This window comes from Spirochaetota bacterium (genome assembly GCA_026414805.1).
In the GTDB taxonomy this organism is placed as follows: Bacteria; Spirochaetota; UBA4802; order UBA4802; family UB4802; genus UBA4802.
This window is the reverse complement of record JAOAIH010000036.1, coordinates 1-21466: the sequence shown is the minus strand read 5'-3', so window position 1 is coordinate 21466 and position 21466 is coordinate 1. Positions and strand designations below refer to the sequence as shown.

Genomic DNA, 21466 nt, shown 5'->3' with positions numbered 1-21466 from the left:
GCAAAATATTTTGCAATGTCACTCTGAGTTTTTAATTATCATTATGAGTCTATTTATGTTATACTGAGTCTTTTGTTATGGTACAGATACTATTGTTATGATACGGAGTCTTTTATTGTCATTCTGAGCGAAGCGAAGAATCTCAAATATTGATAAGGGATTCTTCGGTCACTTTGTGACCTCAGAATGACCCATAGGATTAAAATTGAAGTCATTCTGAAGCAAAGCGAAGAATCTCAAATATTGATGAGGGATTCTTTGGACACTTTGTGAGCTCAGAATGACCCATAGGATTAAAATTGAAGTCATTCTGAGCAAAGAATCGTAAAAATTAAAAAGTGATTTTTTAGTCACTTTTGTTCTAAAGAATGATGTCATAAATTTTGTTTGTGGAGTAATAAACGTGAAAGAAATATTTGCAATAATTATATCAGTTATATGTATTTCCACTGGTTATGCACAGGATGCGATCAGTGAAAAGTTTATTTCAGCAGCACAAAAAGCAAGTAAATCTGTAGTGAGTATACAGGTATTTGTTGTTGAAAAAGGGCATTACCGCAAGGTTGGTTATGCTTCAGGAACTATCATTTCATCAAAAGGATATATAGTTACCAACTATCATGTAGTTGCAAAAGGTACAGTATATCAGATTAACCTTGCAGATGGCTCTGAGTGTGAGGTTGAATCATTTTCGGATGGCACCATATACCGGGTGGATGAAAAAACTGATATTGCACTGTTAAAGATAAAACATCCTGCAGGTGTTCCTTTGCAGGCAATAGAATTTGAAGATGAAAAAGTATATCCTGGCCAGTGGGTGCTTGCAATAGGGAATCCCTTTGGATTGCAGCAATCGGTAACTGGAGGAATAGTTTCCTCAGTTGGACGCAGTGACATAGGCTTTGCTGATATAGAAGATTATATACAGACTGATGTGCCTATTAATCCTGGAAATTCTGGAGGGCCTTTAGTTTCTCTTAACGGAAAGCTTGTTGGCATAAATACTGCAATACGAACGCAAACAGGTGGGTATCAGGGTATAAGCTTTGCCATTCCAGCATCCATTGTTAAGCAAGTTGTTGGCGAGCTTCTTCAATACGGCAGGGTGCGAAGGGGGTGGCTTGGTTTTTTAGTTCAGGAAAAATTTATTAAAGGCGGTGCATACACTCAGGTTGAAGTGATTTCGGTTATTGATGGGTCACCAGCATCTCGTGCAGGTATAGAAGTGGGGGACATTGTTCGCAGGGTTGATGGATCTGAGGTGAAAAAAATATCAGACCTGGTTAAGTTGATCCATTCAAAACAGGTTGGGTCAGCAATTGAACTGGTTGTTGCGCGTGATGGACAGCTACTTACATATAATTTTGTGCTGCAGGAAAAATTTGCAGCCAAAGAAGGAAATTACTGGCTGAGTACATTACAATCAAAGTATGGAATAACTGTAGATAATTCCCGCTATGGGGTGGTTGTGTTAGAAGTGCTGCAGTTTGGGCGGGCGTACAATGTTTTGAAAAAGGGTGATATCATACATTCAATTAATGGCGTACGTATTGGATCTCTGGAAGATGTTATTACACTTTTGAAAAAAAATAAAGCAGTAATTGAAAATTGTATTGTGCTGAGGTCAGGTAAGCCTCTACGATGCTATTTTGATATTCAGGAAGCCCAATGAATATGAAGTGCGTATACATTACAATTATTTTATTATGTGCGATAGTTACTGTAAATGTGCTTGCTGTTGAATCAAAAGAAATGATTTTTGATCCATCGTGGTATGCCATGTTGCAAAATAACGATGCGATAGCACGGCTGCAAATGTTTGATTCATTAAAAAATAAAATGGTTAAAGGTCAGGGCGAAATTATAAAAGTTGAAGAAACAGGAATTTTGAAAAAGAAGTTTAGAATTACATTAGCTGTAAATCTTACAAAAATAAAAATTTTGATTTACTGCTATACTGATAAAGACGATTATTCAGACTTATTACAGCCGGGAGACACATTTGAGTTCAGTGGTCAGTTTGTTGTGGCAACACCTCTCAACACCAAAGTGGATACAATTATATGTGATATTATCCTTGAAGATGGAGCTGTTATTGTAAAGTAACTTATTCCCGGTATACCGTGAAAATATAATCCAGTATTGCAACTCTGTCCGTGTCATCAAGCCCTACAAATAAAATATCATAGTGGGTGCTGTTAATACCTGTTACTTTCCCGGTAATATCTATATCTTTTTTACCCAGATGAAGATGGCCCTTAACAAAATGTTCTGGGGTAATTTCAGTATGAAGAACTGCTTCCCTGTCAGTAAGTTCTAAAATAGTTCCCTTGTGCCATTGAATATTCTCAGAAGAAAAACTTTTTGAAGTATTAATGGAAAAGGTGAAAAAGGTAAAGGGGATATTGACTTTTGCCCTCAAACACTGTCGTGTTGGATTGTAAGTGATAGAATTTGTATGTTGAAGTAAAATTATGGGAAAAGGCAATGAAATTTTACTTAAGATTGTTGTTGTAAAATCGTATGAACCGTCAGGGTATGGCCATATATAGCATTCCACAGATTCATTTTCTTTTATATGTGTAAAAAAATCTTCCGGTGCTTTACATATCAGAAATAATTCATTATTTTCAATTAATGATAACAATGAGTATCCATATCCTTTTTTATACACCCTGATAGGGGTATTGGTTTTAATGTCGCTGGTTTTTGTAATTTTTTTCATCATTATAATCTCCACAAGACTATGCATGCCAGCCATGCAAGAAGTTATAAAAAAATCACAGATAAAATATGAATATACCATACCATAGTCAAGGGTAAAATTGTTAATAGTATGTAAATTTATTAAATAATTGAGATATTTGATTTTTTTCTAAATTTGTAAATGTCTTCAATTAGTTTATTTTTTAAGATATACAAGTATATAGATTAGTTCTTTTTTGGAAAAAAATTACCTTCAAAAGAAAAAAGTATTGAAAAAAAGTTGTTGCAAATTGTATTATGTGCAAAAATAGTGGTAATCCTTCTGCTGCACGCACAGGCAGTGCAGCTAATAATATCCAAAGGGGGTAACAATGAATAAATATGAGTTAATTATTATTTTGCGGCCTTCAGACAAATTAGAATCCCTCAAAAGCAAGGTCCGGGAAATTTTAAAGAAAAATCAGGTGGTGATTGAATCCGATGAACCCTGGGGTATACGAGGTTTAGCGTATACTATCGATAAGTCAAATGATGGGTATTATGAATATTTCATTGCCCAGATAAATCCGGGTTCTGTAAAAGATATCATTGCCGAGTTCAGATTGCAACCTGATATCCTGCGCTATCTTTTTGTCAGGCTTCCAAAACTTAGCAAAACAGCATAATATGGTATGGCTGGTGATTTAAATAAGGTAATACTTGTTGGAAGAGTGGTAAGGGATCCGGAATTGCGATATACTCCGGGTGGATCTGCTGTTGTTTCCTTTTCAGTGGCTAATAACAGAATTTACTTAAAGAACAATGAAAAGCAGGAAGTGGTTTCGTTTTTCAACTGCGTTGCATGGGGAAAATTAGCTGAAACTGTTGCCAACTACTGTAAAAAAGGTCAACAACTAGCAATAGAAGGAAGATTGCAGCAACGTTCATGGCAGGATAAAGATGGTAATAAACGCTCAACCGTTGAAATAGTTGCTGAATCAATGCAGTTTTTAGGCAGCAAGCCCCAGGTTGATTCGCAGGTTGCTGTTGAACCCGATGAACCAGTTGATATTACTACCGATCAGCCATTTTCTGATGATGAGATACCATTTTAAATATTCACTATATTTCCTGAATAGATCTGAATAGATGATAAGATGTGGAGAAAAAGTCATGCTGAACTTGGTTCAGCACTAAAAAGTCATCCTGAACTTGATTCAGGATCTCTAACAGTGGCAAAGGGAGATTCCGGGTCAAGCCCGGAATGACAGTAGAGAGTGTGGATTCCGGGTCAGGCCCGGAATGACAGTAAAGAGTGCAAATACTGGAATATGTTCGGAATGACGGTGAGAAAGAATTTCTAATAAAACTTAAAAATATATTTGATTAGATTAATATTTACAGAGGAGTAACATAATGAGCGAAGAAATTAAACATGATGATACCATACAGGCACAGGAGAATATCCAACCAGAAGGGATTAAACCGGATGCAATTGTACCTGAAGATGATGACAAGGCACTTGCAGCAGCTGTACAGGTGCAACGGATACCAAAATTCAAGAAAAAAGTATGCCGTTTTTGTGAAGACCCAAATCTGGCTATTGATTATAAAAATCCGGATTTATTGGTCAGGTTTATTACTGACAGGGGGAAAATACTTCCCCGGCGCATTACCGGCACCTGTGCAAAGCATCAGCGCCATTTAGCACGTGCAATCAAGCGAGCGCGTATAATTGCATTGCTGCCATTTGTAGTAAAATAATTTTTGCACTATACTATCGTGGAACTGCTGCTTCATTTTATACTGGGTATAGCGTTAAGTGTAATTATAGCTATTCTGGTGTACAGGCTGCAATCACAAATAGGTGCAGTAGCTCTTATTATCATTACGGTAGCTCTCTATATAGGTCTATCGTACCTTATAAGTGAAATGGTAGGCATTCAATTTATTATTGCTGGTGCGGTGTTTGGGTATGCAGCAAAACAATTTTCATTTCAGCGGTATTTTATAATCAGTGTATTGTTGCTTTGGTTTTCGCTTCTAGTTGTCTACTATCTCCAGTATTATATGAAAGGAGTTGATGTAGTAGCTGATAACCAAAAGTTGATTCAACAGATGATAGAGGGGTCATCGCTGGGAGCAGCAGAAAAGTCAGTAATGTTGCAACAACTCAGTGACTTTGTTCCAACAATGCGCATTCTTATGCCATTTTCTTATTTTTTCAGTGCAATTGTTATTTCGCTTTTTGTATATGCGCTTGTGTATGCGTTTTTTATACGGTTTAAGTTTTTGCAAAATTCTGATAGCAGGTTTTCTTTCTTCCGTGTTAATGAATGGGTTGTGTTTTTGCTCATTGTAAGTTGGGCAGCTGTGTTGTTTGGCAGCCATACCCATGTAATCTGGGCGATAGCTCTTAATATTGGCCTTATCCTGTGTGTGCTGTATACCATTCAGGGACTGTCGATAATAAGTTATTATTTTGAAAAAAAACAATGGCCAAAGCTGTATGGCATACTACTATTATTTGTAGCAACGTTATTGGGGTTTCAGGTGCTTTTTTTTATAATTACGATGCTCATGGGTTTGGGCATCATTGATTTTTGGATGAATTTCAGAAAGATTGTTTAATTCTTTTTCATTAAGGAGTTTGGTTATGAAGGTTATATTACAGAAAGACATTCCAAATCTGGGTGAAGCAGGCGATGTAAAAGAAGTTGCAGAAGGATATGCACGTAATTATCTTCTGCCCAAAAAGCTTGTAATACCGTATAATGAATCAAGTGCAAAAGCAATAGAACATCAGAAAAAGCTTGTAAAAATAAAGAAGGAAAAACGGAAAAAAGAAGGCCAAAAGCTTGTAGAAGCGTTGTCCAATGTTGCACTCACAATTGGTGCTCAGGTGGGTGAAGAGGACAAGCTCTTTGGTTCGGTAACAGCTCTTGATATAGCTGAAAAGTTATCCCAAATGGGGTACACAATTGACAAAAGAAAAATAGTACTGCCTGAACCAATTAAAAAAGCAGGCGAGCATGAGGTAAAGATAAAATTAGAGGAAGGGCTGTCCGCAACCATTAAGGTTACTGTGGTGAAGGAGTAACAGCATGCTTGATGTTAGCATGCCACCTCATGATGTTGAGGCCGAAGCTGCGTGCTTATCGTCAATACTATTAAGCAAAGATGCGTTATTAAAGGTTATTGAAATCCTCCAGGTGGAGGATTTCTACGTTGATGCGCATCGTATGATTTATGAAGCAATACGGGAACTGGAGATCAAAGCTATACCTATTGACCTTATAACTATCAAGCAGCGGCTGATTGATAAAAAGCAATTTGAAAAGGTTGGTGGTGACTCCACGCTGGTCAACATATACCGCACAGTTTCAACTTCAGCAAATGCCGAGTTCTATGCAAACAGGGTCAAGGAATTGAGCCTGCGGCGAAAGCTCATAGAAACATGCACAGCAATAGCCGAAAAATCCTACGATACCACACTGGATACAAAGGTACTTCTTGATGATGCAGAGAAGGATATATTTCTTATTACTCAGCGTAGGATAACAAGCGATTTTGAGAGCCTGGCAAATGTCTTAAAACAAACGCTTGAAGACATAGGCCACATGTATGAAACAAAAAGACCTGTTACTGGTATTGCAAGTGGGTTTACCGACCTCGATGCAATGCTTACAGGATTTCATGAATCAGAGCTTATAATCATTGCAGCTCGCCCATCAATGGGAAAAACTGCACTTGCTTTAAATATTGCCAACCACGTTGCCCTGCGTGAAAAACAGCCAACGCTGTTCTTTTCGCTTGAAATGCCAGCTACACAACTTGCCACTCGTATATTGTGTATTGAATCAATGATTGATATGCAGCATGTGCGTACAGGGCAGATAAGCAGTGACCAATTGCGTAAGCTCATCGATGTTTCTGGCAGGCTTGAAAAATCTCCACTGTATATTGATGATACCCCTGGCCTTAGTATATTTGAGCTCAGGGCAAAAGCACGGCGATTTGCGCAAAAGCAGAAAGTTGGGCTGATAGTTGTTGATTATCTCCAGCTTATAGTTTCTAACAGCAGGTTGGAGCGCCATCAGCAAATAGCTGAAATCAGTAATGCATTGAAGCAACTTGCCCGAGAGCTATCGGTTCCGGTAATAGCATTGTCGCAGCTGTCACGCGCGGTTGAATCACGTACTGACCAAAAGCCGCAGTTGTCCGATCTGCGTGAATCAGGCGCAATAGAACAGGATGCCGATGTGGTACTATTTATATACCGTGAGGAAAAAGTAAAAAAGGAAACCGAACGCATTGGCATTGCTGATATTATTGTTGCAAAACAGCGTAATGGTCCAACAGGTACCATTGAACTTAGATTTTGGGATAAGTACATGAAGTTTGGCAATATTGAAAAATTCCGTGAAGAATAGTATGAACGGCACAGATATAACACTACCACGTACAGTTATACAGTTTTTTGAATCAGTAGGTAAGCATACATTGTTTTTTGCTGATACTGTTAAGTGGATTTTCAAACCTCCCTTTGATGCAAAAAATATTTTGACGCAAATGCTTGAAATTGGGTATAAGTCGTTGCCGGTAACATGTATCACGCTTTTTTTCACCGGAATGGTTATGGCTTTGCAGATAGGCAAAGCCATGGATTCGCTTATGTCGGGTTCTTCGGTATTTATTGGCAGTGCGGTGTCAATTGCAATGTTCAGAGAATTGTGCCCGGTGCTCACCGCGCTTCTTTTGTCTGGGAGAGTTGGTTCGGCAATTGCTGCTGAAATTGGTACTATGCGTGTCACTGAACAGATTGATGCACTTATTACACTTGATGCTAATCCTGTGCAATATTTGTCGGTGCCGCGATTCATTGCCTGTCTTGTGATGACGCCGGTGCTTGTTGTCATCACGGATGTTGTTGGATCACTGGGTGGAGCATTTGTTGCCTACTTTAGCTTAGGTATAACTATCGACAAATATGTAGAAAATGTGTTTAACTATTTAAGGGTTATGGACTTTTTAACAGGGCTTTTCAAGTCAGTATTTTTTGGCATTGAAATTGCAATCATTGCCTGTTATCAGGGATTCAACACATTTGGTGGTGCTGAAGGTGTTGGCAGGTCCACTATACGAGCGGTAGTTGCATCATCAATGACTATACTTATTTCGGATTATTTCTTGACCTATCTTTTGCAATTTATTGAGTAGCATAGAAACTAGCGCCTATGAAAACACTCAAAAAAAGAAAAGAAGAATTTATTACACGTTTACACAAAAATAAAATTCCAAAAAGAATTGTTGATGCATTTGCTGCTGTAAATCAGGAAGATTTTTTTGATGAAATTTATGAGGACAGATTATACGGATTTGAGCCAATTCCTATTGGCAGAGGCGAAACAAGTGATGAGCCGCTGATACTTGCAAAGATGATTCATTATTGTGGCATAAAGAAAGATTTTCACGTACTTGAGATTGGTACTGGATCAGGCTATTCAACAGCAATACTTGCACAACTGGCAAAGAGCGTGACAACTATAGAAATTGATGAAGAATTAGCTGTGCTTGCAAAACAGCGGTTTAAAAAAGCTGGATTATCAAATGTTCGTATTTTTTCTGGTGATGGTACTGATATTGACGAATCGTTAGGTCTTTTTGATAGCGCAATTATTTTGGCTGGTTGCCGTAAACGGCCTCTTTTATTATTGCATGTTATGAAGCCTGACAGCATGATGGTATTTCCTATGGGTCCTGCACATCAACAGCAGATAGCACTTATGCTTAATCATAGGGATGACAATGTTGAAGGGCTGTATCCGGTAGTGTTTAAGGAGTTTTGCAGCTTTATGCCAATCATTGGCATTTATGGCTGAGTTTCAAGAATTTTATATATCCGACTTTTTCTTTTTATCAGGATCTTCATCTGGTTTGTAACAATAGCGGCAGCCATATATTAAAATTTTTGTGCTTCCTCTCACAACTTTTGATGCATATAAAGCTTCGTACTTGCTGAGTTTTGATCCACACACCGGGCATGTTCTCTCCTTTAGATGTACGGGTTCTTCAGAACTTTGAGATCTGGGTTCTTGTGGAATAGTATACATTGCTTTCTTTATGGGTTGTGTTTTTGGAGGTTTTGCATCTTTTTCTTTAATGTGATGGTACAGTGAAAGTAGGTATAAAAATATTGCAATGCCTAAACCAAATGACAGGATGTATAGAATTGTTTCGATCATCACCGTGCCCGTTTAGTAATAAAGTTAACCATAATTGTTTCTTCATGTGGTGGCTTCAGTGTATAATCCCCTACGATATCAATTATTGCAAGGCCACTTTTTTCAATGAGTGGTATAACTTCATCGACAGTATATATGCGCTGAAGATGCTCTTCTACCACTGTATTGGTATGTGTAGTAAACGTCAACTTTGAATATAATATTTTTGAATGTGCATCGTATTCATTATGCCACTTGATATCTGTCCCTTTGACAGTAAAGGTGATGAGCTTATTGTGGAAATTATTCATAATATTATATTCTGTAGTAAGGTCAAACAGGAAAATGCTTTCATTACCCATGCAGAAGCGAACACAACGTAATGCATTCAAAAAATCATTGTAATCAAGAATATAGTTGAATGTATCGTGTACCGAAAATATAAAATCAATTGTTTTTGATAGTGCAAAACATGTTATATCACCGCAAAACACATGATAATGTTTGTATGCTCTCAGTTTTGCAATTTTTAGCATTTCCAGAGATTTATCCATACCATAGATTTCGTAATCATCCATTGAAAATTTTGGTCCAAATTTTCCGGTACCACATCCAAGCTCAAGTACTGTGCGTGGATTGTGAATATATTTGCACATTACCATTCGCAAGTAATGGTACCATGTTGTGTAATCTACATGTTTGAGCATATAGTCATAATATGGTGCTAGGTAATGGTATGATTTCATTGTATTTTTCTTTTCAAACGATTAATTCTGTGAGTGAATCTGGCATTGTATCGTTCAATGAGTTGCTGGTTGCCTGTGAGTGTAGTGCTATGTGCTATCGCCCAATTACAATATTCCAGTGCTTTTGTATAATCTTTCACTCTATGCTCATAGTGTTTTGCTAATTCCTCAAGTGAAAAAAGATTAATATTGGTTTCCCAAAATGTAAGTGCTCTGTCAATATGCCCTAGGCGCTTTAATGAAGTGGAATATTTTTTAAACAGTGAATGGTCATTGTCTAACAGTGCATGCCCGGCGTACTCAATGAGTTCTACAAATAATTGAATATTGCGCGAGTAAAGGTGCCTTGCAATATTTTTATACAGATGGGCAGGGACCTGATCAAATTTTTTTGTATGAATGAGTTGGTACAGTGAGTTAAAAAACACAAGTAGCAAAACCATTGAGGTGATATCTATCCGGTTGTGTTCGATAACAGCTGGCAATCTGGGGTCAAAACCTGTCTTTTGATAGGTAAAATACACATCAGGAATCTGATAGCCTGGTATATCATCAGTGCGGGTAATTCCAAGTAAAAGCTCTTCAAGTGATTTTAATGAACAGCTTGCATAGATTGATTTAAAGATTGCACGTGCAGGTTTAAGAAGGTCAATTACAGGCATGGAGACAGGAAAGCCCTGTATGCGGTTGAGCCTGTAGCGATTTTTTATAATTGGGATATCAAAGGTTTTGCCATTAAATGTCACAATGGTTTTAAATTTGTTGAGTATTTCAGCGCAGTGGTACAGTACTGCAGGCTCTTCGCTGTACTGGCGCATGAAGATTTGTTCAACAGTAAACGTATCGCCGCTAAAATATCCCAGGCCAATCAGGAATGCGTAGTTTCCGGTACCGCTTGTGAGCGATGTCGTTTCAATATCAAAAAACACACACTGGTCTAGGTGAACGTTTTCAACGTGATGCATGTTACAGTAATCTGTAAGGTCAGCATGGTATGTATCGATATGTAATGATGAGGCGTTATAATTTTTAACAAACGTAATGGTATCACCTAACGGTGTGGCAATCACAATTCCGCCAGCGTCTTTTATCCAGGAGCTATCGGTTACAGGTGCACCTTTGTCAGTGTAATATATGTTGAGTTTGTCCTTCAGATTCATTGTGCAATGTTTCTAAGAGTGTAATTACTTTTTGCTTAATGCCTTCTTTTGTTATCATAGGCCCAATGCAGGCAGGGCAGCCCTGCGCACAATTGCAGGCAGCTATTGCTTCTTTTGACGCCTGTGCTATCAGCCCGAATATCTGGTAAATCCTCTGGGAAATGCCAACGCCACCGGGGATCGAATCATAAATAAATATTGTTGGCTGATTTGTAAAGTGCGAACGGTTTTCAAATACAACGCGGATGTCAGCGTAGTCTGAAAGTGTATACAGTGGTGCAATATTTCGCAAAATGTATGATAGTCCTAAAAATACTTCGCCAGCCTCTTCACGTTCCATAGAATTCAGTACGTCATCATTGAAGCTGCACCACACTGACGTTGAATGCATTTCTAGTTCCGGAAGATTAATCTTGCCCCAGCCGATATTTTCATGTGTGTTAAATTTAATCTTTTTAAACATGATAGCTTTGGTACGTACGTTTACTTCACCTAAGCTTACGGTTGCAATAGAAAGCTGCTTTGATTCAAATTCTTCCAGCACGTGGATATCGGTTTTTTCTTGTGCATCGGTATAGTAATCGGATTCCACTTCGTGGCAATAGGCTATCTTGCGGTCCCAGTCTAATGTATCGATATAATACTGTTGCCCTTGATGCAGGTAGATGGCATCCTGGTGTATCATGGTTGGCGCTGAGGGAAGGTCAATCTGGCCAATAACCTGCGCATGATTATCGTTATGAACTATCACCACATTATCCTGTGAAGCACTGCGCAGCGAAATATCATTAGCCGGATAAATGTCGCTCATCCAGTGAAACTTACCACCCGACTCTTTCAGTATATTTTTCTGAGCTAAGTATTCAAGCATTTCACGCGTGGTGCTGTGGTGCGGAGTAAACAGTTCATCAATTGCAAAGGGAATCTCAAATGCAGCACACTTAATGTGGTCCATTAAAATGAGCAGGTTGTCAGGATTTATGTTTGCCATTTCAGGGTTGCTTTCAAATACAAAATGCGGGTTGGCAGCGATATACTGATCAAGCGGCGAACTTGTAGCAACCATTATTGCCAGTGAATCAGTTCCACGTCGGCCAGCACGGCCTGATTGCTGCTGCAGTGACGCAATGGAACCCGGATAGCCCACTGAGATTGCACAATCAAGCATACCGATATCAATCCCCAACTCAAGTGCATTGGTTGATACAACCCCGTGTATCTTTTTTTCACGCAGTCCTTTTTCTATCTGTCTGCGCTCATTAGGCAAATAGCCCCCACGATAAGCTGCAATGGAATACCCCGCACACTTTTCTTTTAAATATGTGGCAATAATTTCAACACGCAGGCGGCTTCGGCAAAAGATAATTGTGGGGATATTATTTTTTATACACAGTGATCCAACTTTGGCAGCTTCCTTCACCGCTGATGCCCTGATTCCCAGTGCTTGGTCAACCACAGGTGGATTATATATCACAAAGTGCTTTTTGCCACGGGGAGCGCCGTTGTTATCGATAACAGTAAATGGCATTTCAAAAAGCTTCTGGGCAAGTTCCTGAGGGTTGGCGATAGTTGCTGAGCAGCAGATAAACTGCGGAGAGCTTCCATAAAACAAGCATATACGTTTTAATCTACGTATGAGATTGGCAAAATGGCTGCCAAAGACACCTTTGTATGTATGGATTTCGTCAACTACCACGTACTGGAGATTTTCAAACAGTTTAACCCAGATGGTGTGATGCGGTAGAATGCCAGAATGCAGCATATCAGGATTGGTAATGACTATATTGCCTGCCGTGCGTATAGCCTTGCGGGCCGATTGTGGTGTATCGCCATCAAAGGTATATGTTTTGATTGATAAACCGGTAAGCTTCATGATTTCCTGCAGTTCGGAAAGCTGATCCTGCGACAGAGCTTTTGTGGGGAAAATATACAGTGCCCGTGCATCGGGGTGTTTTGCCATGAAATTGAGCACAGGAAGATTATAACATAATGTTTTTCCTGATGCAGTGGGTGTTACCACCACAATATTTTCTTTCCGCTTAAGGGCATCATACGCTGCACGCTGATGGCTGTACAGCTTTTCAATACCACGCTTAACATATACACTGTGTATACGCTCATCTATGTCATCGGGGTATGGGGCATACACCGCTTCTTTTGCAGGGATAGTATGCCATGCAGCTACCTGCTTCATGAATGGTTCGTAATTTCTTAAATATTCAATAAGCTGTTCTATTGTCATAATTGTTTTGCACCCACACGGTATTTAGGTATTATCATATCGGGCTGATATGAACGCTTTGCAAATCGTAGCGGTTCAAGTCCTAAATCTTGCTCAAAATTAAAGTACTTATACTGCGCTGGCAAGGCTTTAGCACAGTGGTTGTAAAGGTACTGATAAATACCTTTATAGGATGTAATTGCTTTTGCAAAATGAATGGCAAACATATCATCAGTGATTGCTTCGCCAATGATAAAGGCTGCGGGCTTTGCGTCAACATAATACACGCTCCCACATAGCGATAATTCATCAAGCAGCATACATGCTTCGACACATGCGGCTACATCAGCAATACTGCTATTGGTTTTCTTCCATTCTTCAAGTACAAAAAGTGCATCGTTAATTTTTTCTTTTGTTAGGGGAAGCACTTCAACACTGTACTGCGCGGTAAACTGATTAAGAAGGTTCTTTTTGCTGTGCAGCTTTTTTCCAGAGTATGTTGCCAATTTTTCTTTGGTGTACACATAATCAGAATCAGCATCATTATAATGATAGGTAAAGCCTTTTTCAGTAAAGAAATGCAGCCAGCTATCGTGTATAGGGAATATATACATATCGGGTTGCAAAAGTGCTATCAGTTTTTCAGCATAGTGTTCATCAAGCGGCATCACCGGCATGATGTATTTTTTGCCATCATATGTAATACCTTGTAATGCAATACAATCAGCTTCTATTAATGTGTAATTGTGCACTGAACGAAAAAGATACAAATTAGCAAATGAATATTCTGATATTGGTACTTTTACCTTTTGTAGTAACGGCTGCAAAATATTTTTATGCGATAGCTCTAACGAATATTCTTTCAATGCCATAGTATTGTTACACTGCCAATTGTTTTATTGCAGTGTATGAAGTATACATACTTTTGCAATCTAATTTTTGTTAAAGTACCAATAAAAGTTTTTTGATCATTGTATGATTAAACTATTGTAAAACTTTTCATAACTTACAACACAATCTTTCAACGAGTATCACAGCACAATTTACTTTAAGTTGGTAAATTATTACTTACACTTACGATGTTTATTGGAAGGGTGGGGCCGGTGACATTTGGTTACTTTGTATTTGGAAGTGGTAAAAATTCAGGATATAGATATCCTCAGGAAGATGTCTTTATTGGTTAGATCAGGAGTAAAGTTTAATAATGATTGAGTATAAATATAAATTTCTCTTGCGTTACAAAGTAATATAATGCTAACCTAAAGTAATACACATCTTGAAAACATTTTTTAAGGATATATGTCATGATACAATTTGAACAGACAATAGAAGCATCCCAGATATTCCCGGCTATTTTTTGTTCAGGTATTTTGTTTTTTGGAATGATGCTGTACATTCTCATGTATTTAAAATCCAGAGAAATGCTGCATTTATCAATGGTAATTATAGGAATATCAGGATTTTTATTTGTAGTGAGTGAATCATTGATTCTTGTAATGGGATGGATTTTAAAACCTGATATCGGAATGCAATTTCATAGAATGGAACAAGTTGGTGCATCGATGCTTGTATTTGGTATACCATTTTTCCTCCACCAGATGCTTGATATGACACCTGCATGGAAAAAGATTAATGCTATTGTTTACAGAGTTATGCTGGGTATTACGATACTTATTGTTATCATTGCATTTGTATATCCAGATGTATTTGTTTCAGTTACACATCATCGTCATGATTGGTTATTGCGCCAAGCTGACCATGGGCGTGGGGTTGAAGGTCCACTCTATATTGTACGTGATGGCATACTGGCTTTATTAATACTGTATGCATTTTCTAGCTTCATTATTGATATGATAATTCACAAACGAGTGAAATATCTTTTAATGTCATTTATAGGTTTGATGTGTGCGATATATGGCGCAGTGATTGATGTTATCAGTGTCTATACTGGGCAATTTTATGATTTCACTCCAGAGCTTCGTTATGCTCGTTTTGTGGTGGGAATAACTCTTTTCATATTATTGTCAATGGGGGCGATTCTACGAAAGTATTTTGATATTGCAAAAGAAACAGTAATATTGCATCAAAAAATGGCAGAAGAAGCTGAAATTAACAGAAAACAAAATGATTTTATCAAACATACCTTAAAGATGAATTCAGGTTATTTGTATTCGTTTTCAGAACAGCTTTTGCAAATACTTTCAGGTTTTATGCAGAATTCACAGGATCAGGCTGCTGCAATAGAAGAAGTGTCAGCATCAGTTGAACAGGTATCTGCAGGAACAGAAAACGTTAAATCAAATACAGATCAACAGTTTGAAGGAATTGCATCATTATCAAAAGTAATGAAAGAAACAACTACCATAATGAAAGATATGGTGAAATTAACCCAGGAAGCTTTACAGAAGATGCAGGATATTGCTCATAGTGCAAAATCAGGGGAGGAATCGCTGGCATTGATGAATGAAACCATGAATACTATTGGGAAAAGTTCAGGCGAGATAACCGGTATTATCGCTATTATCTATGATATTTCTGATAAGATAAATCTTTTGTCACTGAATGCTGCTATTGAAGCAGCTCGTGCAGGTGATTATGGAAGGGGTTTTGCAGTTGTTGCTGATGAGATTTCAAAATTAGCTGATCAGACAGCAACAAGTATAAAAACAATTAGCAATCTTATACTCAACAATGACAAGGAAATCAAGACAGGAATGCAAAATGTTGCACAGGTTATTAATACTATTAATATTATAATTAAAGATATTGATATAATTGTTTCACATATAACAGCTTTATCTGAGGCAGTTGGCAAGCAAGCAAGAGAAAATTCAATGGCTTTTGAAAGCGTTGAAGCGGTACGTTCACAATCGGAACAGATAAAAATGGCAATGGATGAACAGAAAAGAGCTATCGATGAAATATCAAATACAATTGGGTCAATTAATGAACTAGCACAAAAGAATGCTGCTAAAGGACTTGAAATTACCGAAACAGCAAAAGCGTTGGTTGAAAAGATAAATTCAATGAATAGGGAAATAGAAGAATTTAAGGTTTAAAATATTCATCTACAATCGTGTAATATCGCTCTTTGGATACATCAGGTCAATAATATCTTTATACTTTTCATGGATCTGGCTTCGCCTGAATTTAAAAGTTGGGGTAAGTTCGCCGCCTTTTACCGAAAAGTCATGTGAAAGAAGTGTAAATTTTTTTATTTGTTCATATGGTGGTAAGCTCTGGCAGATTTCATTGACCCTGGTTTTATACAATGATTGTATTTGAGGATGGGAAACTAGTTCTTCATCAGTTTTACAGGTGATACCGTGTTCTCGTGCGTATTGGCGTAATAGATGAAAGTTAGGTACAATAAGGGCTGATAAATATTTTCTCCTGTCACCAACTACACATATATAATTTATCAATGGTTCTGATTCAAATTTTTTTTCTATATTCAAAGGGACAATGTTTTTACCTTGTGAAGTAATTATTATATCTTTTAGCCTTCCAGTAATGCGTAAGTAACCATCTTCATCTATTATTCCTATATCTCCTGATCTGAAGTAGCCATCAGGGGTAAAAATTTCTGCTTTTTCTTCAGGTCTCATTTTGTTATATCCCTTAAATACCATAGGGCCTTTGATGAGTATCTCTCCTTCATCCGATATTTTAATCTCAGCTCCTGGAACGGGACTTCCGACGGTACCAGGTTTGTTCTTCTCGATGCGGTTGATAGTCACTACTGGGGATGTTTCGGTTAAACCGTACCCTTCAATAATGGGCAAACCAATACCGCCAAAAAAATATGCAACATCCAAAGGTAATGGTGCCCCACCGGAAAAGAGAAGCCTGACCTGTTGCATGTGCATCAATTTTCGAATACTTTTTTTTATTGGGGATAGTAAAGTATTGATGATATCAGCACCTTTAGGAATTGTGCCTCCTGAAGTTTGGGCAATATAACATTCTCTACCTACATGTATTGCAGTTATATAAATAAATTTTTTTAATGGATTAAATCTTTTGATGGTGTGAATAGTACTTATATATAATTTTTCATACATTCTAGGAACTGTTGCAATTACTGTTGGCTTGATTTCGATCATGTTACGGTATATTTCTTCACTTTCGAATGTAGTAGATATTGCCATAGGTGCACCTGTATATGCACTGGTTAATAAATCTGCAGAGAAGCCATATATATGGCTAAAAGGCAGATGCGCTAAGCGAATATCTTTATCAGTGAAATTAAACATTGGAATAACAACTTTCTGAGATAGAAGATTCCCATGGGTAAGCAATGCCCCTCTGGGTTCACCAGTAGTCCCCGGTGTATATATAAGCGCTGCATTATCATCGGGATTAATATCAGGTATGATTTTATTAATGGATTTATAATGAGCCTTGGTTTCACCTAATTTTAACAACTCATCTATAGTAATTAGTTGGTTATGTCGTGTATGAGTATTAAAATAAGTGATTAATCTGCGTAATGGAGATTGGATTTTATTCAGTATTGCAAATCCTTTTTGAAATTGGGCCATATCACCAACAAAGAGGATTTTGCAACCCGAATCGCGTAATATATCTTCCAGCTCATCTTGTAAAATGGTTGGGTAAATTGGGGCAACTATAGCACCTAAGGACATTGCAGCAAAAACTGTCGCCGCATAATATAAATTGTTCCTGCTGTAAATACCAACTACGCTGCCTTTTTCCACTCCATAACTAAAAAGTGCTGATGCGATATTATACTGAATGGTTAAAAATTCTTTTCCAGTTACAGCTGCAAATTTGTCGGGTGTTTCTTTATTAAAATTTTTTGAATAAAATACTGGTTTATGTAAATGGTTTAAATATGAATGAATTTCTATTGCAGGAATGTTTTTGTCTGTATATTCTAATGTCTGGATAATTTCTATTAACTCTTCCATACTATGCTCCCGGATAGCATGATATAACTACCTCAGTCGAGAATCCTTGAAAATCATGTATTGTATAGTATATTTGTATATATAGTTTTGCGTCAACAAAATATGAAAACTTTTGATAATAATTTTACAATAGTTAAATGTTACTAGTATAAAGTTAAAATATAAATCTCTTGACTATAGTAAACTAATTTTTTTAGTGTAATTGATAGGAGAAAACATATGAAGACTGCCACCATACCCGAATTAATTGAAGATATACGCAATGGAAAGATGATTATCCTTGTTGATAATGAAGACAGGGAAAATGAAGGAGACCTTATTGTTGCTGCACAATATTGTACACCAGATAAGATAAATTTCATGGCAACGTATGGCAAAGGATTAATATGTATAGCAATGACACAGGAGCGATTGCAGGAATTAGGTTTGCCATTAATGGTACCAGAAAATTCTGATAAATTCTGTACGGCATTTACAGTTTCAGTGGATGCCAAAGAGGGGACAACAACCGGTATATCCGCATATGATAGGGCAAAAACCATACAAGTACTTATTGATCCGCGAACAAAACCACAAGATTTGAATAAGCCAGGCCATATCTTCCCTCTTGCTGCAAAAAAAGGAGGAGTGCTGGTAAGAGCAGGGCATACAGAGGGTTCACTTGATTTAACACGATTAGCTGGTCTATACCCTGCAGCAGTAATGTGCGAAATTTTAAATGATGATGGAACAATGGCGCGACGTCCAGATTTAGATAAATTTGCTGAAAAGCATAATCTTAAAATTGGGACAATAGAAGACCTAATAAAATTTAGACAGCATAAAGAACGACTTGTCCGCAGGATATCAGAAGCACATTTGCCAACTGAATTTGGCGATTTTACAATTATAGCTTATGAAACCGAAGTTGATAATGCAACCCATATTGCTCTGGTAAAAGGGGAAGTAGCAGGAAGGGAAAATGTGTTGGTGCGCGTCCATTCCGAATGTTTGACAGGTGATGTGTTTGGTTCGCACAGGTGTGATTGTGGTTCGCAGCTGCATCAGGCATTGCGAATGATAGAGAAAGAAGGTCTTGGTGTGTTGTTATATATGCGTCAGGAAGGCCGGGGTATAGGTTTAAGTAATAAGTTAAAAGCATATCACCTACAAGAGCAGGGTTATGATACCGTAGAGGCTAATTTAAAGTTAGGATTCCCTGCAGACTTGCGTGATTATGGAATAGGTGCACAGATACTTGTTGATTTGGGGTTATCAACTATCCGCCTTATGACAAATAATCCAAAGAAAGTAATTGGCCTTGAAGGGTATGGACTTACCATTGTGGAGCGAGTTCCTATAGAGATACCACCTATTAAAGAAAACTATCACTATTTAAAAACAAAAAAGGATAAGTTGGGGCATCTGATACTAGAGTTTCCAGGGGAAAAGAAGTCTTGAAGAATGGTGAATCACCTACAATCGTTGTTGTTGATGATGATGAGGTCATCCGCTATAGCCTTCAAAAGAAACTGTCGCGTTTAGGTTATAACATAATCTCATTGAGTAAGGCAGAAGATGCACTCTTTTTATTAAAAAGTAGTGAACGAAATCTTGATCTTATCATTACTGATATTAAACTAAGAAAAATGGATGGAATTGAATTATTACGTCATATTAATGCAAGCGATAATCCAGTGCCCACACTAATAATTACTGGACAAGGTAACATTGAGGATGCAATAAAAGCATTGCGCTATGGTGCAATAGATTTTATCAGAAAACCCTTTGACATTAATGAAGTTGCATCAATAGTAAGAAATATTTTAAGGCGAAAACAGCAACACAGTTTGGAAAACAAGTTGGGACAGTACCTTATATATGATCAAAAGACTCTTGTTATACCAGTAGATGAAACTATAGCGGAAACTGTAGCATATGAATTAACAAAGCATCTTCCCTACGCAAAGTTCTGTAATCATACAACTGCGGAAAATATTTCAATGGCACTTTTAGAAGCATTATCTAATGCAATGTATCATGGGAATTTGGAAATACCATCTGAAGTTCGTGAAGAACAGGGAATGAAAGGATTTAATGATGAAATACAAAAGCGTTTACAGGACCCAAAGTTTAATCAACGCAAAGTGACCATTCAATATCATTATACTGGTGAATATGTAGAGTATATTATAGAAGATGAAGGTAAGGGGTTTGATTTTACAAATGTAGCCGACCCAAGGGATCCTGAAAACTTTTTAAAAAATAGTGGACGAGGCCTTTTTATAATTCAGGTACATATGGATGAAGTTGCCTGGGATAAGGGTGGCAGACAAATACGAATGAGAAAATATAGAACCATACAGTAAGGAGGAGGAAATAATGTATTACACCATACACTGGGATGACACAGCGGTTTCCATGATAGATCAGAGGATGTTACCAATTCAGGAGGTATACCGCCATTATACTAATTACCATGATATTGCAGATGCTATTCGCTCAATGGTAATAAGAGGCGCCCCTGCAATAGGCATAGCGGCTGCAATGGGCATAGCACTTGCTGCAACTAAGAGTAAAACAAGTAACATAGATGAATTTAAAACAGAAATGACGCAGGTGTGTGAAATTTTTGCATCAACACGACCAACTGCAGTGAATCTTTTCTGGGCTATAAAAAGAATGAAAAATATTATTGAAAAAGCAGAAGATATTGATAAATGTAAAAGTGATCTTGTCAATGAAGCAAAAAAAATTCATGATGAAGACATTACAATAAATAAAAAAATTGGAGAAAATGGCCATAAGTTTATTGAAGATGGTTTTACAGTAATGACGTATTGTAATGCAGGAGCGTTAGCTACTGGTGGCTATGGAACTGCATTAGGTGTGATACGGAGTGCAGTTGAACATGGAAAAAAAATAAAAGTATATGCATGCGAAACCAGGCCGTATTTGCAGGGTGCACGCATTACTGCGTGGGAGCTTTTTAAAGATGGCATTGACACAACTCTTATTTGTGACAATATGGCAGGTCATTTCATGAAGAGGGGTGAGATACAGTGTGTTATTGTGGGAGCTGATAGAATTGCAGCCAATGGTGATACTGCCAATAAGATTGGAACATACACAATGTCAATTTTAGCAAAAGTTCATAATATACCGTTTTATGTAGCAGCACCACTTTCAACATTGGATCCAGATACCCCTGATGGAAATAGCATAATAATCGAGGAGCGCAGCATTGATGAAGTTGCATTTATTCAGGGTGTACAGATAGCTCCTGAAGGGATATTTATAAAAAATCCAGCATTTGATGTGACACCAGCAGAAAATATTACTGCTATTATTACTGAAGTAGGTGTAATAGAAAACCCATCTACTACTGGAATTGCACCTCTTTTGAATATGCGATAGTTACTGTTGTAAAGCTGCTATAGGGCTCTGACCCTTATTACTACTACACCCACCCGGCAATGGAATACCTCTTGCGGTAAACTTCATCATACCGTAAGAA

At 37.6% G+C, this 21466-nt stretch carries 21 protein-coding genes; 14 read left to right on the top strand and 7 right to left on the bottom strand.

Features of this window, described 5'->3' with window-relative positions:
* Positions 1-403: 403 nt before the first annotated feature.
* Complete coding sequence (locus N3F66_08730) at positions 404-1672, top strand: trypsin-like peptidase domain-containing protein (GenBank protein MCX8124234.1); 1269 nt, start codon at positions 404-406, stop codon at positions 1670-1672.
* A 2-nt stretch (positions 1673-1674) separates the two neighbouring features.
* Positions 1675-2106, top strand: a complete 432-nt coding sequence (locus N3F66_08725; GenBank protein ID MCX8124233.1) for a hypothetical protein — start codon at positions 1675-1677, stop codon at positions 2104-2106.
* 1 nt (position 2107) lies between these two features.
* Here N3F66_08725 and N3F66_08720 read toward each other — a convergent pair whose 3' ends face one another.
* Positions 2108-2728: a hypothetical protein gene (locus N3F66_08720; GenBank protein ID MCX8124232.1), complete on the bottom strand. Its 621-nt coding sequence runs from the start codon at positions 2726-2728 to the stop codon at positions 2108-2110.
* 349 nt (positions 2729-3077) lie between these two features.
* On the opposite strand from N3F66_08720, the gene rpsF reads away from it, so the two are divergent.
* From rpsF to N3F66_08680, 8 genes are all read left to right on the top strand, one after another.
* Positions 3078-3371, top strand: a complete 294-nt coding sequence (rpsF, locus tag N3F66_08715) for a 30S ribosomal protein S6 (GenBank protein MCX8124231.1) — start codon at positions 3078-3080, stop codon at positions 3369-3371.
* 6 nt (positions 3372-3377) lie between these two features.
* Positions 3378-3800 (top strand): single-stranded DNA-binding protein, encoded by a 423-nt coding sequence (locus N3F66_08710; protein ID MCX8124230.1) that lies wholly within the window; start codon positions 3378-3380, stop codon positions 3798-3800.
* 424 nt (positions 3801-4224) lie between these two features.
* Positions 4225-4449, top strand: a complete 225-nt coding sequence (gene rpsR, locus N3F66_08705; GenBank protein ID MCX8124229.1) for a 30S ribosomal protein S18 — start codon at positions 4225-4227, stop codon at positions 4447-4449.
* Between the two features lie 18 nt (positions 4450-4467).
* Positions 4468-5316: a YybS family protein gene (locus N3F66_08700; GenBank protein MCX8124228.1), complete on the top strand. Its 849-nt coding sequence runs from the start codon at positions 4468-4470 to the stop codon at positions 5314-5316.
* A 25-nt stretch (positions 5317-5341) separates the two neighbouring features.
* On the top strand, positions 5342-5785 hold the full coding sequence (gene rplI / locus N3F66_08695; protein ID MCX8124227.1) for a 50S ribosomal protein L9: 444 nt from the start codon (positions 5342-5344) through the stop codon (positions 5783-5785).
* 4 nt (positions 5786-5789) lie between these two features.
* On the top strand, positions 5790-7118 hold the full coding sequence (dnaB, locus tag N3F66_08690; protein ID MCX8124226.1) for a replicative DNA helicase: 1329 nt from the start codon (positions 5790-5792) through the stop codon (positions 7116-7118).
* 1 nt (position 7119) lies between these two features.
* On the top strand, positions 7120-7905 hold the full coding sequence (locus tag N3F66_08685) for an ABC transporter permease (protein MCX8124225.1): 786 nt from the start codon (positions 7120-7122) through the stop codon (positions 7903-7905).
* A gap of 17 nt (positions 7906-7922) precedes the next feature.
* The gene (locus N3F66_08680) at positions 7923-8567 is read left to right on the top strand and encodes a methyltransferase domain-containing protein (protein ID MCX8124224.1); all 645 of its coding nucleotides are present in this window, start codon (positions 7923-7925) and stop codon (positions 8565-8567) included.
* Between the two features lie 12 nt (positions 8568-8579).
* Here the strand turns inward: N3F66_08680 and N3F66_08675 are convergent, their stop codons facing one another.
* Genes N3F66_08675 through N3F66_08655 form a run of 5 tightly spaced genes read right to left on the bottom strand, consistent with a single transcriptional unit; the run spans position 8580 to position 13908 of the window.
* A complete protein-coding gene (locus N3F66_08675) occupies positions 8580-8930 on the bottom strand; it encodes a hypothetical protein (protein ID MCX8124223.1) in 351 nt (116 codons plus the stop codon).
* Complete coding sequence (locus N3F66_08670) at positions 8930-9655, bottom strand: class I SAM-dependent methyltransferase (GenBank protein ID MCX8124222.1); 726 nt, start codon at positions 9653-9655, stop codon at positions 8930-8932. Before N3F66_08670 ends, N3F66_08675 begins: the two co-directional genes overlap by 1 nt.
* Positions 9652-10815 (bottom strand): ribonuclease H-like domain-containing protein, encoded by a 1164-nt coding sequence (locus N3F66_08665; protein ID MCX8124221.1) that lies wholly within the window; start codon positions 10813-10815, stop codon positions 9652-9654. Before N3F66_08665 ends, N3F66_08670 begins: the two co-directional genes overlap by 4 nt.
* On the bottom strand, positions 10778-13057 hold the full coding sequence (locus N3F66_08660) for a DEAD/DEAH box helicase (protein MCX8124220.1): 2280 nt from the start codon (positions 13055-13057) through the stop codon (positions 10778-10780). Before N3F66_08660 ends, N3F66_08665 begins: the two co-directional genes overlap by 38 nt.
* Positions 13054-13908, bottom strand: a complete 855-nt coding sequence (locus N3F66_08655; GenBank protein MCX8124219.1) for a phosphatidylglycerol lysyltransferase domain-containing protein — start codon at positions 13906-13908, stop codon at positions 13054-13056. Before N3F66_08655 ends, N3F66_08660 begins: the two co-directional genes overlap by 4 nt.
* A gap of 432 nt (positions 13909-14340) precedes the next feature.
* On the opposite strand from N3F66_08655, the gene N3F66_08650 reads away from it, so the two are divergent.
* The gene (locus N3F66_08650; protein ID MCX8124218.1) at positions 14341-16095 is read left to right on the top strand and encodes a methyl-accepting chemotaxis protein; all 1755 of its coding nucleotides are present in this window, start codon (positions 14341-14343) and stop codon (positions 16093-16095) included.
* 9 nt (positions 16096-16104) lie between these two features.
* Here the strand turns inward: N3F66_08650 and N3F66_08645 are convergent, their stop codons facing one another.
* On the bottom strand, positions 16105-17970 hold the full coding sequence (locus tag N3F66_08645; protein MCX8124217.1) for a long-chain fatty acid--CoA ligase: 1866 nt from the start codon (positions 17968-17970) through the stop codon (positions 16105-16107).
* Between the two features lie 219 nt (positions 17971-18189).
* On the opposite strand from N3F66_08645, the gene N3F66_08640 reads away from it, so the two are divergent.
* From N3F66_08640 to mtnA, 3 genes are read left to right on the top strand one after another with little or no spacing between them, the layout of a single operon-like run.
* Positions 18190-19410, top strand: a complete 1221-nt coding sequence (locus N3F66_08640) for a bifunctional 3,4-dihydroxy-2-butanone-4-phosphate synthase/GTP cyclohydrolase II (GenBank protein MCX8124216.1) — start codon at positions 18190-18192, stop codon at positions 19408-19410.
* Positions 19407-20318 (top strand): response regulator, encoded by a 912-nt coding sequence (locus tag N3F66_08635; GenBank protein MCX8124215.1) that lies wholly within the window; start codon positions 19407-19409, stop codon positions 20316-20318. The genes N3F66_08640 and N3F66_08635 overlap by 4 nt, the downstream gene beginning before the upstream one ends.
* 10 nt (positions 20319-20328) lie before the next feature.
* Positions 20329-21366 carry an S-methyl-5-thioribose-1-phosphate isomerase gene (gene mtnA, locus N3F66_08630; protein ID MCX8124214.1) on the top strand — a complete coding sequence of 346 codons (1038 nt, stop codon included), beginning with the start codon at positions 20329-20331 and terminating at the stop codon, positions 21364-21366.
* Positions 21367-21466: the final 100 nt, after the last annotated feature.